Origin of the sequence: Vibrio sinaloensis (genome assembly GCF_023195835.1) — a bacterium.
Lineage (GTDB): Bacteria > Pseudomonadota > Gammaproteobacteria > Enterobacterales > Vibrionaceae > Vibrio > Vibrio sinaloensis_C.
In genome coordinates, this window is the sequence record NZ_CP096200.1 from 793,243 (window position 1) to 806,037 (window position 12,795).

The window sequence follows — 12,795 nt, forward strand, 5'->3', positions numbered from 1 at the left end:
AAAACACTTCCTATTGAGCGGTTGGGAAGAAAGGATGATTAGATAATGACAGGAATAAATAATGAACCAACAACGTCAATTGAGCTGGATGATTTCGGCAATTCTCGGCACCACTTTGAGCATGAGTGCTCACGCGGCAGAAATGGTCCAAGTGAATGATGATGCGCTACTACAGCAAGCACTTCAGGCGCAAACCAGCAGTGTCGCCTCGTCCGCTACAGGGTTTGCAGAAGTAAAGCGGGTGCAGCTTCCCAACGGTAAAACTAAAGTTCGTTACCAACAAACTCACCGTGGGGTGCCAGTTTTCGATACCGCAGTTGTCGCAACCTTAAGCCAAGATCAGCCAAGCCAAGTGTTTGGCACGATGGCCCAAGGTATCGAGGCGGATCTTGCTGTTATCGATCCGGTTTTGGATCAGAAACAAGCGATTGCTGCTGCCATCTCCGCTTTTCAGGGCCAAGCGGCCACCGTGCCCAGTGTGGAAAATGAGACAGCCAAGTTGATGATTAAGCTGGATGAAAATCAGGTAGCGCAAGTGGTGTACTTGGTGGACTTCTTTGTCGCGGCTGACGTACCTGAGCGTCCATTTTACTTCATTGATGCAACCACAGGCGCCGTGATTCAGCATTGGGATGGTTTGAACCATGTACAGGCGATAGGCACAGGCCCTGGAGGCAACATCAAAACAGGCCGCTACGAGTATGGAACCAATTATCCAGGATTTGTCATCGACAAGGTCGGTACCACCTGTACCATGAATAATAGCGCGGTAAAAACCGTGGATTTGAACAATGGGACCTCAGGTAGTACAGCGTTTAGCTATGACTGTCCGGATGACACCAATTACAATGACTACAAGTATGTGAATGGCGCCTATTCGCCGCTTAACGACGCCCATTACTTTGGTAAGGTGGTGTTCGACATGTACCAAGATTGGATGAACACAGCGCCACTTAGTTTTCAGCTAACCATGCGTGTGCATTATGGTACAGACTACGAAAATGCGTTTTGGAATGGCTCGTCGATGACCTTTGGTGATGGGAAGGACACCTTCTATCCACTGGTTGATATCAACGTCAGTGCGCACGAAGTCAGTCATGGCTTCACTGAGCAAAACTCGGGCTTGGTTTACCAAAATATGTCTGGAGGGATCAACGAAGCTTTCTCCGATATCGCTGGGGAAGCGGCGGAATACTATATGAAAGGCAGCGTTGATTGGGTAGTCGGTGCTGATATCTTTAAGTCTGAAGGGGGGCTGCGCTATTTTGAGCAACCTTCTAAAGATGGCCGCTCAATCGGTCACGCCTCAGATTACTATGACGGTATCAACGTTCACTACTCTAGCGGTGTTTACAATCGCGCCTTTTATCTGTTGGCAAACAAGGCCGGGTGGGACGTGCGTAAAGGCTTTGAAGTGTTCACTGTGGCCAATCAGCTTTACTGGACGGCAAACAGTACCTTTGACGCTGGCGCTTGTGGCGTAACGAAGGCGGCGCAAGACTTAGGCTACAGCGCTCAAGATGTCAAAGATGCCTTCAACACTGTGGGGGTCAATGCGAGTTGTGGTGTGATTGAGCCTGGCAATGAACTGAAAAAAGGCGAGCCCAAAACGGGCTTGAGTGGCAGCCGCGGTGAGCAAGACTTCTACACCTTTACTGTGGATAACGCCTCAAGCGTGAAGGTGTCGATTTCAGGCGGAACTGGAGACGCAGACCTTTACGTCAAAGCGGGTAGCAAGCCAAGCACCAGCAGCTATGATTGTCGTCCGTTTATGAATGGCAACTCAGAGCAGTGCCAAATCAATGCTCAGCCAGGAGTGACCTACCATGTGATGTTGCGCGGTTACTATACATACTCTGGCGTCACCTTACGTTTAGACTAAACAGCAAAAAGGCACCCTCGGTGCCTTTTTCTTATGTTGTCTTTTCTATTCGGTAACACTATACCTTAAAGCGGCCAACCAGTTCATACAGTTCATTGGCTCTTTGGTTCAGCTCCTGACTACCGGCGCGGTTTTCATTAGCGAGCGCTGCCGATTGTGAACTTTGATCGGAAATGACCACCACACGCTGTGATATTTCTTGACCGACCAAGCTCTGCTCCTCAGTCGCGGTCGCAATCAGCGAGTTCATGTCCATGATGGTTCCAATCGACTCTTGAATCTTAATTAAGGCTTGGGCGGCAGCGTTGGCTTCTTCTACGGTCGATTCACCGCGCTTCTGACTTGATTCCATCGCTTTAACGGCATCATCGGAGGCGGCTTTAAGCTGTTCGATCATCTGATGGATTTCGCCGGTACTGTCTTGAGTTCGACTCGCAAGCTTACGCACTTCATCGGCCACCACGGCAAAGCCTCGGCCTTGCTCACCAGCACGCGCGGCTTCGATCGCAGCGTTAAGAGCCAGTAGATTGGTTTGTTCGGCGATGTCTTGAATTACGGCGAGAGAAGAGGAAATGTTTTGTACATCGCCTTCTAGACGTGAAATCACACCATTCGCTTGTGACACTTCTTGCGCCAGTGCCTCAACTGAGTCTGCGGCTGAGTTAACGATGTGTTGCGCCTCTTTGGCGTTATCATCCGCTTGTTTGGCAGAATCTGCGGCTTGATTAGCGTTGTTTGAGATTTCACTCGCGGTGGTAGTCATCTCAGTCATGGCGGTGGCCACTTGTTCGGTTTCTTCACGCTGACCTGAGGCCAGTTCGTCCACTTTGGCTGCGCGCTGCGACATATCATTGGTCTCAGCCACTACCTGATGACCAACGTCGCTGACACTGCGAATAATGGTTTGTAGGCTGGCGACGAAGGCATTGAAGTTGCGGCTTAGTTTAGCAAATTCTGGTGCCTTGAAATCTTCCATACGGGCCGTTAAGTCCGCATCACCACTAGCAAAAGAGCTAATCGAAGCATCAAACATTTCAAGCGGTTTCATGATGGTGCGATTCACCGCCACTGCAAACACGCCAACGATGGCCGCAATGATGATACAGAACACCACAATCGCCGACAGTGTGGTTTGCAATGCACTTGTCGTCGCTTGTTCCATCTCTGCCACGATGGCGTCGATGTCATCGGTATAAAAACCCGTCCCGAGCATCACATCCCACTCTGGGATAAAGATGGAGTAACTGAGCTTAGGTAAGGCTTCGGTTTGTCCAGGTTTAGGGAAGTAGTAGGTGGTGAAATCACCAGTCTTAGCGTTGCGCAGTAAGTCTTGAATCAGGTAGTTGCCTTGCTTGTCTTGCAGGCTCCAAAAGTTCTCGCCAATGCCTTTGTCGCTTTTACCTACCGCGACACGCACCCCTTTGGAGTCATAGGCAAACACGTACCCTGACTCACCGTACTCCAACGTCTTGAGGGTTGGCAGCGCTTCTTCTAACGAGGCGCCGCGCTGAAGAAAGGGAGTAATGGCAGATTTTGCCATCTGAATGTAGTTTTTCAGCTCCTCCTTCTTCATGTTCATCATGTTGGAGCGTGTGACTTCGATCTGTTGTTGGTTAAGATCTGAAGTTTTTATGTAGGTCACCCCAAGCATACCTAGGGTGATCACAAGCAGTGGCACAAGAGCCAAAATATAGAGGCGGCTACGAATTGAAAGACTCATACAAACATCCTGTTATTGGTGCAAAGTGACATCATGTCTAGCAAAGCTGATCTAGCTACGATGTCCTGTTATTGGAATCATTGTTATAGACCAAAAGTTTATCTATTAAGATTAGCCAATTTATCGGCCAAGGAATGTGAGTCTTGAGTGATTTATGATTGCTATTGAGTTAGACATTAGTCCTATCTAACGAGAACATTGACCGTCCTCACATTTACTTTTACCTGTCAGTAACTTAGACCAACGGTATCGATTGCGCGCAAACCCTAGGTAAGCCCAATCTGCGAGAGGCTTGACCACCGACCAGCGCAAGGGGGCGTAGATCCACCCTTTGCCGACCAATTTCCACGCTTGGTAGGTAACGTCAAGGCCGAGTAACAGCGCGCCATCAGGGGTGAGCGCGTGTAGGATCTGGCCTGCTTTGGTTTTGTCGATATTGGGATAGTGGCGCATCTGTTCGCTCTGAATATCGACCAATTTTATCTGTTGGCGCGCGTCGTGACGTTGCAGTGCATCCATCTCTTTTACGCACAGTGGGCAGAAGCCGTCATAAAAAATGATCAGTTGGTACATAGTTTACTCCTTTGGCCTATTCTACGCGCCAAGACAGATGACTGATCAGCAAGTGGGGCTTTTAGATTGTTATCGTAGTTTAAGCACTATGTTTGCCATAGTGGAGACTCAGTCATAGCGATTAATAGTAGGGCAGTGACTTGGCTTGTGCTACACTCGCCGACCTTTCCGTTTCTTTAAGAGAATATCCCATGAGCCTGAAGCAAGAACTACAGAACCTAAACAATCGCATTGATACCTGTCAGCGTAAGTTGGAGGCTGCCAAAGGGCGTGGTGATCAGGAAATGATCAGTAAGTTTACCGACGAACTGGAAAAGCTCAGTAAAAAAGCCAGTGCGACTCAACATAAGTTGAAGTACGACATGAATAAAGAGCGTAAGAGTCTGCTGGATATGCCTTTCTCTCGCCCAATTACCAAAGCTGAGCAGGCTGATATGGGCAAGCTAAAGAAATCAGTAAAAGGGCTAGTGGTGGTGCATCCGATGACAAAACTGGGCAAAGAGCTACGCCTTGAAGTGATGACGGGCTACGCGCCGAAAAAGTTTTAAAAAAAAAGCGCCGACTGGCGCTTTTTTTCTAATTAGCAACCTTAGTAACCCATCAATTGCAGCAGATTCTCGGCGGTTTTTATCGCCTCTTTACGATTGGCAATATTGAGCTTTTGGTACAGATTGCGGATATGCGTTTTAATCGTGGTGCCAGCCACGTCAAGCTCTTGCGCAATTTGCTCGTTGCTAAACCCGGAATAGATTAACCCCAACACCTGCCATTCGCGCTGAGTCAGAGGGCTGGTGCGCACCAGTTCTGGAATATTGGGGTGATTGACCAGCTTTTCGACAAACTCTTCGTCAAAGTGAATCGAGCTGCTTCGTTGATTGGTTGAGATGTCTTTCAACAGCTGCTGAGCTCGATGACGCTCTAAGTCGCCAAGATCATGTTTGTTGTTGAGCTTTTCAAGGATATGCCCAATCTTGTCACCGTCGACTAGGAAGTTACCCAGCATGCCGGTTTGATTGGTCAGTTCGAGCGCTTGCTTGAGGTACTGCTGTGCATTGGCTTCATCTTGCTGAGATATCGCCAAAACCGCTTGCACGATGAGATTGCGGTTGGTGTCGGTCAATAACTCGTTTTCGCTTGCCTGTTGTTGAATAAAGCTCAGCGTTTCACTCGCATCATCAAACTTGCCTAGCGCAATCTGAGCGCGGGCAATGTTGCGCCACTGCAACTGAGTAAAGTGGTTACACGCTTGCTCGGGGCGCACCGTGGTTTCAAGCCACTGGGCGATCGATTCCAAATCGCCACGTGCCTGCCAAAATAAAATCAAAGAGAGCGAGGCATTGGCAGTCCAGTCAACGTGATAGGTAGACTGTTTGAGCAGATGAATAATTTGATCGATAAATTTACCCGCTTTGTCTATCTCGCCACGACCAATGGCGATACGTGCCAACATCGAGTAACTATGTAAGTGCTTACTCGGGCTATGGTTGCCGAGCACATCGAGCCCCTTATAGGCGCACTCTTCAGCTTCATCGAGACGATTCCAACACCACAAAATTTGCGCGCGAACGCGCAGCAAGAATTCGTGCAGCGGGACTTGATGCAGTTGCTGCTCTTCGATCAGTTTGAAGGCATTGTCCTGTACTTCATAGGCAGCTTGCACATAACCTTGAGCAATCAAGATTTCACTTTGTTGTAGCATTGCCCACAGCGCCTGATGGTAAACCTGATACTGGCGCGCCAGCTTCTCTGTTTGCTGCATCATAGGCAGAGCGCGGCTTAGATGGCCTAATACGTGATTGACTTCACCGACCACCGAGGTGGCGACGATGCGGCTGCGGTAGATGGTGGAGTCGAGTTGACTAAGCGCGAGCTCGGCCAACTCCAGAGCTTGCTCGGGCTCGTTGCGGTTGATCGCAACCTGAGCACGCAATGCGTTGAACTCACCTTGCTCTTTGCTGCTCAGTACCACATTGAGCTTGGCCATTTGCTGGTCGGCTTTGGATAGTAGGTCGCTGACATCGTTGTAGCGGTGTTGGCTTTGCGCTAACCAGGCTTGCAGCATACACAGCTTCGGCTCACTGTAGAGCTGTTCTGTCGTCAGGGAGTTGATCGCTTTTTCAAGGGTTTGCAGTTCACCGCTGTTGAACATGTTCCAGCCATACTGGCTCAAAATATCTGCGGTGAGTTGGCTATCGCGCGCTTCTTGCGCATGACGCAGTGCTTGGTGCGGTGAAGACAACTTAAGCCAAGCCGTAGCGGCTTTTCTGTGTAACAGCTTTTCTTGTTGAGGGATACGCGCCGTCCGCTCGTGAGAGAGGAATTCTGCGAACAGGTTATGGAAACGGTACCAGTTTTGCTCTCCCTCAAGCGGATGAATAAACAGACCAAATCGGTTGAGGGATTCAATCATGCTCAGCGCATCTTCACGTTCGGTGAGCTCAGAGACCAACTGGTCGTTGAAATGATCAAGCACTGAGCATTGCAGTAGGAACTGCCGAGTCTCTTGATCTAACAGATCGAACACCTCTTCTACCAGGTAGTCCCACAGGTGCGCGTGGTTAAACTGTGAGAAGGACTCGGCCGATTGGGCGAGGGTTTTGTGCTGATGTTGAGCCTGTAGTGCGATCAACTGCAGTGCTGATGGCCAGCCTTCAACATAGTTGCGCAGGTTGTTCGCGGTGGTGTCATCAATGCCGTCACTGACGCGCTGATTAAAGAAACGCGTCGTCTCTTCGGTGTCAAACGCCAGCAGCTCATCGCCGATCTCTATCATTAAGTCGCGAACGCGCAGGTTGGCAGTGCCGAGTGGCGGGGCTGCGCGACTGGTGACAACTAAGGTCAAATTATCTGGCATGTGTTTGAGGAAAAAGCGCATCGCTTCGTGTATTTCGTCATCGGCGATCAGATGGTAGTCATCCAGCACCAAATAACACTCTTGATGAAAGTTTGACATCTCAGTAAACACTTCACCAAACAGCGAGTGCAGAGACGAAAACTGACGCTTCTCGGCCAGCTTTTGCGAGCTTGGACAGCTTCCATCGGTGGCTTTGTTCAGTGCTTTCAGCAAGTAATTGATAAAACGAAATGAGTCGTTGTCGCTCTCATCTATGCTATACCAACCGACATTGGGTTTATCCGACAGCCATTGTGCGGCCATGGTGGTTTTGCCATATCCAGCAGGGGAGCGGAGCAGCACCAACTTGTAAAAAGGCGCTTGTTGCAATAAATCAAGCACTCTTGGTCGTACGATCGCGTTGTGCAGTCGGCCCGGGCGCGTTAATTTCGAAGGAATCCACATCGTCTTAATCCCAATTTGATGTCCTGCTGGTCATCACTCAATCACTCGGATGGAGTGAAGGCGATGTTGAGCAAAATCTGTTCAATTTAGCGTGTTGCTATGAATAGTACTGGAGATCAAAAGCAACAGTTATTGATCAGCTGTCGGTTTTTCGCATATTTCACACTTTGGCTTCCTCTACGCCCTGTATTTGTGATGCTGGTCACTTATTGCTGGGTAATAAACTGTGTTCTAACTCTCTATCTGCACCGATAAGCGTGAAAGTTGCACTCAAAACAAAAACATTCTGTGACAAAGTATACATTTTCACCAAATAGATATTCTCCGCAACATGTATCTTTAATACGTCAGAGCTAGGCTAAATTCGTTGATGGTGTGATCTTAGTCACCCGAGCTCAGGCGTAGCGATTTTTTAATGAGAGTTGGATCACTGAGCCTATGGATATACACCCTCTACGCCCTGTTTCCTCCTCCTAAATTGGTGGCTAGGTGGGAGGATGTTTTACTGAGCGTGTCAATGCACGATATGGCACAGATGGATTAAAACCAATAAGTGAGATTTCTCTAATGAAACCTACGCAACAGAAAAATTTTGATAAGGCTTCGTTTCAAGCCGATGTGAAGATGCACCTTTCTGCGACTTACGCGAAAACAGTGGAAACCGCGACTTCACGTGAGTGGTACCTTGCCATGGGCAAAGCGCTGGCTGAGATCACCACACTTGATCTTCTAAAGACTGAGCAAGACCCAAAAATCAAAAACGCCAAAAGCGTTAACTACCTTTCTCTTGAGTTCTTGATTGGCCGCTTGACAGGTAACAATCTAATTAGCCTTGGTCTGTACGATCAAATCACGGATGCGATGGCTGAACTAGGGCAAAACCTAACGGATTTGCTAGAAGAAGAGCGCGACCCATCATTGGGTAACGGTGGTTTGGGTCGTTTGGCGGCGTGTTTCATGGATTCATGTGCAGCACAAGAGTTCCCAACGGTCGGTTACGGCCTGCATTACGAATACGGTCTATTCAAGCAATCATTCGAAGAAGGTCGTCAGAAAGAAACACCAGACGCGTGGCGCGGTGTAGAAGGTTACCCTTGGGAAGTCGCGCGTCCCGAATTGGCGCAAGAAATTGGCTTCTATGGTCACGTAGAAGTGACGCACGAAAACGGCCGCGAAGTACGTAAATGGGTACCAGGTATGACAGTAAAAGCGATGCCTTGGGATCTGCCAATCGTAGGTTACGAGTCAGACACGGTTTACCCGCTTCGTCTTTGGGAATGTCAGGCGATTGCGCCATTCTCGCTAGCCAGTTTCAACAACGGCGACTACTTTGAAGCTCAGCACGCATTGATAGATGCGGGCAACATCACCAAAGTACTGTACCCAAATGACAACCACGAGAAAGGCAAAACACTGCGTCTAATGCAGCAGTACTTCCACTCAGCAGCGTCGGTACGCGATATTTTACGTCGTCATGAAGCGGCTGGCTTCGCTTTGGCTGATCTACCAAAGCAAGAGACTATTCAGCTTAACGATACTCACCCAACCATCGCTATTCCAGAGTTGATGCGTATTTTGATTGATGAAAAAGGTCTCTCTTGGGAAAAAGCGTGGGAAATCAGCTCACAAACCTTCGCTTACACTAACCATACTCTATTGCCAGAAGCGCTAGAGACTTGGCCAGAGTCGCTAATCCAGCGTCTACTTCCTCGTCACATGGAAATCATCTTCGAAATCAACCACCGCTTCCTCCAAGAAGTTCGCGCAATGTGGCCTGGTGATGGTGAGAAACAAGCTAAGCTGTCTATCATCGAAGAAGGTTTCAACCGCATGGTTCGCATGGCTAACCTATGTGTAATCGGTTCTTACGCGGTAAACGGCGTAGCGGCACTGCACTCTGAGCTAGTTAAGAAAGATCTATTCCCAGAGTTCCACGAGATGTTCCCAACTCGTCTGCATAACGTAACGAACGGTATCACGCCACGTCGTTGGTTGAAGTTCTGTAACCCAGGTCTATCTAAGCTAATCACTGACAAGGTGGGCAGCGAGTGGCCAGCGAAACTTGAGCAGCTAGAAGGCATTGCGAAGTACGCTGATGACGCCAAGTTCCAAAAAGAATTCATGGCGGTGAAAAAAGCCAACAAACAGCGCCTTGCTGATTGGGTTAAAGAGAACATGGGTATCGAGCTCGATACTAATGCTATCTTTGATGTGATGATCAAGCGTCTGCACGAGTACAAACGTCAGCATCTCGATCTGCTACACATCTTGTCTCTGTACCATCGCATCATCAACGAACCTGGCTTTGAATGTACGCCACGCGTCTGTTTCTTTGGCTCTAAAGCGGCGCCAGGTTACCACTTAGCGAAAGAGATTATTTTCGCTATCAACAAGATCGCTGACAAGATCAACAACGACCCACGCGTTGGCGACAAACTGAAAGTGGTCTTCATCCCTGATTACCGTGTCAGCATGGCTGAAATGCTCATCCCTGCTGCTGACGTTTCTCAACAAATCTCGCTAGCGGGTAAAGAAGCGTCAGGTACTGGTAACATGAAGATGGCACTAAACGGTGCACTTACGATTGGTACCATGGACGGCGCGAACGTTGAAATTCGCGAAGAGGTGGGTGATGACAACATCTATATCTTTGGTCTTGAAGTGGATGAAGTCGTGGCACTGAAAGCCGCTGGCTACAACCCTTACGACTACTACCATGCAGACCCACTGCTGAAAGCGTCACTCGACCTCTTGCTCGGTGATGAGTTCACACCAGGTCAACCTGGCTTGCTACGCGCAACATACGACAGCTTGCTAGATGGTGGTGACCCATACCTATGTTTGGCTGACTTTGCTTCTTACGTGCAAGCGCACGAAGCGATGGCCCAACAGTACCAAGACCAAGCAGGTTGGGCGAAGAAGGCGATACTCAACACTGCATTGGTCGGCAAGTTCACCTCTGACCGCTCAATTCGAGACTACGTGAACAATATTTGGAAACTTGAAGCGGTGAAACGCTAAACAAGCCAACAAAAGCCAAGGCCCTCGTGCCTTGGCTCTACTTCTTTTAGATATAAGATTACCCTACATTTTGAAGGTATAAGCAGTCCTTCGGAGAGAGCGATGAAACAACAAAACGCATTAAAACAAGTCGCTGAAATGGCGAGAATTGCCGACAGCTACGTGAGCGCGTGGGGCGATGAAGCGAAGGTTTCAGAAGAGACCATCCGCCGCCTACTAGCCTCGCTAGGTTACGATACAACCAATGACGAAACACTTCTGAAATCGGCGGAGAAAAAGCACAAAAAAGATGTGCTCGAACCGGTACTCGTGGTACGTGATGGTGAGCCTGTGGAAGTCTCCCTTAACCTAGGAGTCAGTGCTAGAGAGAGCGAGTTTAGCTGGCGTCTAGATACGGAGCAGGGAGAGGTACTTGAAGGCTATCTTCAGTCGCAAATCGTGCGCGATGAGCGCAGTGAGGGTGGCCCTTTAGTGTTTGCACTACCAAGTGATATTGCTTGGGGTTATCACAAGCTAACTGTTATGCGTAAGCGCCGCAAAGCGCCGTATGAGATGACGTTAATTGTGACGCCACGCGCTTGTTACAAACAAGATGCGATTGAGAGTGGCAAAAAAATGTGGGGCCCAAGTGTCCAGCTATACACTTTGCGTACTCAGCACAACTGGGGCATTGGTGACTTTGGCGACTTGAAACAGTTCGTGGCGGACATTGCGTCCCGTGGTGGCGACTTCGTTGGCTTGAACCCGATCCATTCACTGTTCCCAGCGAATCCGGAAGGCGCAAGCCCATACAGTCCGTCATCGCGTCGCTGGTTGAATATCCTGTATATCGATGTCAGCTCAGTGCCTGAATTTGCATTGAGCATTGAGGCGCAGCAGCGCGTCGGTAGCGCTGAGTTCCAACAACGTTTGCAAAAAGCGCGTGACTCTCACTGGGTCAACTACACCGAAGTGGCGGATCTTAAGTTGAACGTGCTGCCTTTGCTGTTTGACGAGTTCAAAACGCGTCACCTTGACAAGAACACCGAACGCGCACAGAAGTTTTTAGCCTTTGTTGAGGAAGGTGGTGATAGCCTGCTGCATCAAGCGGCGTTTGATGCCCTTCATGCTAAGCTCCATGCCGAAGACCACAATGTGTGGGGCTGGCCTGTTTTCCCAGAAGAGTATCGACAATTTGATAGCAGTGCTGTCACGGCCTTTATCGAAAAAAATCAAGATAAAGTCCATCTTTACATGTACTTGCAGTGGATTGCCGACATTCAAATCAAAGAAGCGCAAGCTTTGGCTGAAGAGAAAGGCATGTCAGTCGGCTTATATCGAGATCTCGCGGTAGGGGTTGCCGATTCTGGTAGCGAAACTTGGGCTGACGACGGAAATCTGGTGATGGACGCCAGCATTGGTGCGCCGCCGGATGTGCTTGGCCCACTTGGTCAAAACTGGGGTCTGCCTCCACTCAATCCACAAGTTCTGCACGCAACCAGTTATGATGCTTACATCAAGTTATTGCGTGCCAACATGAAGCATTGTGGCGCATTGCGTATCGACCACGTGTTGGGCTTGCTGCGTTTATGGTGGATTCCAAAAGGTGAAAACGCGACACAAGGCGCGTACATCTACTACCCAGTCGAAGATATGCTGGCGATTCTAGCCCTAGAATCACATCGTCATCAGTGTAGCGTGATTGGTGAAGATTTAGGGACAGTGCCGGACGAAATCGTCGATATTTTGCGTGATGCGGGTGTCCATTCGTACAAAGTCTTCTTCTTCGAAACATCTGAAGACGACGGCGGTTACATCTCTCCTGTTCACTACGCAGAGCAGTCGATGTCGGCTTTATGTACTCACGATATGCCGACTCTACGTGGTTTCTGGCATTGCGATGACCTAAAAATGGGCGAAGAGCTTGGCCTGTACCCAGATGCAGAGCAATTAAAAGGGTTGTTTGCAGACCGCCTTGAGTCTAAGCAAGGCATTCTAGACTCCGTCGCTTGGCACGGTTACCTGCCAGAAGGTGTAGGACGAGATGCGCAATACGTACCTATGGACTCGTATCTTGCAGAAGCGTTGCAGCTGCATGTGGCGGCGGGCGCATCAACACTGTTGAGTGTTCAATTGGAAGATTGGTTAGAAATGGACAAACCTGTCAACATTCCTGGCACGGTTGATGAGTACCCGAACTGGCGTCGTAAGCTGTCAATGAACCTGGATCAAATCTTTGCTCATGAAGGGGTCAACCGGATTGCACATAAGCTGACTGAAGTAAGAGCAAAAGCGAGTAAATAATGCCGATGTTGCAGAGTG

Annotated in this window: 7 protein-coding genes; 4 read left to right on the plus strand and 3 right to left on the minus strand. The window is 49.1% G+C overall.

Features of this window, described 5'->3' with window-relative positions; genetic code table 11:
- The first annotated feature begins 61 nt into the window (after positions 1-61).
- Positions 62-1,882, plus strand: a complete 1,821-nt coding sequence (locus tag MTO69_RS17135; RefSeq protein ID WP_248334647.1) for a M4 family metallopeptidase — start codon at positions 62-64, stop codon at positions 1,880-1,882.
- 58 nt (positions 1,883-1,940) lie between these two features.
- On the opposite strand, the gene MTO69_RS17140 is transcribed toward MTO69_RS17135, so the two are convergent.
- Together MTO69_RS17140 and MTO69_RS17145 are read right to left on the minus strand one after the other, a co-directional pair.
- Positions 1,941-3,602 (minus strand): methyl-accepting chemotaxis protein, encoded by a 1,662-nt coding sequence (locus tag MTO69_RS17140; protein WP_248334648.1) that lies wholly within the window; start codon positions 3,600-3,602, stop codon positions 1,941-1,943.
- A 186-nt stretch (positions 3,603-3,788) separates the two neighbouring features.
- A complete protein-coding gene (locus MTO69_RS17145; RefSeq protein ID WP_248334649.1) occupies positions 3,789-4,175 on the minus strand; it encodes a thiol-disulfide oxidoreductase DCC family protein in 387 nt (128 codons plus the stop codon).
- Positions 4,176-4,366: 191 nt separating this feature from the next.
- Here MTO69_RS17145 and MTO69_RS17150 point away from each other — a divergent pair, with 191 nt between their 5' ends.
- Positions 4,367-4,723: a YibL family ribosome-associated protein gene (locus tag MTO69_RS17150; RefSeq protein ID WP_248334650.1), complete on the plus strand. Its 357-nt coding sequence runs from the start codon at positions 4,367-4,369 to the stop codon at positions 4,721-4,723.
- A gap of 41 nt (positions 4,724-4,764) precedes the next feature.
- Here the strand turns inward: MTO69_RS17150 and malT are convergent, their stop codons facing one another.
- Positions 4,765-7,473, minus strand: coding sequence for an HTH-type transcriptional regulator MalT (malT, locus tag MTO69_RS17155; RefSeq protein WP_248334651.1), 2,709 nt, complete (start codon positions 7,471-7,473; stop codon positions 4,765-4,767).
- Positions 7,474-8,040: 567 nt separating this feature from the next.
- On the opposite strand from malT, the gene MTO69_RS17160 reads away from it, so the two are divergent.
- Positions 8,041-10,494, plus strand: a complete 2,454-nt coding sequence (locus MTO69_RS17160; protein ID WP_248334652.1) for a glycogen/starch/alpha-glucan phosphorylase — start codon at positions 8,041-8,043, stop codon at positions 10,492-10,494.
- 102 nt (positions 10,495-10,596) lie between these two features.
- Positions 10,597-12,777 carry a 4-alpha-glucanotransferase gene (gene malQ, locus MTO69_RS17165; protein WP_248334653.1) on the plus strand — a complete coding sequence of 727 codons (2,181 nt, stop codon included), beginning with the start codon at positions 10,597-10,599 and terminating at the stop codon, positions 12,775-12,777.
- Positions 12,778-12,795: the final 18 nt, after the last annotated feature.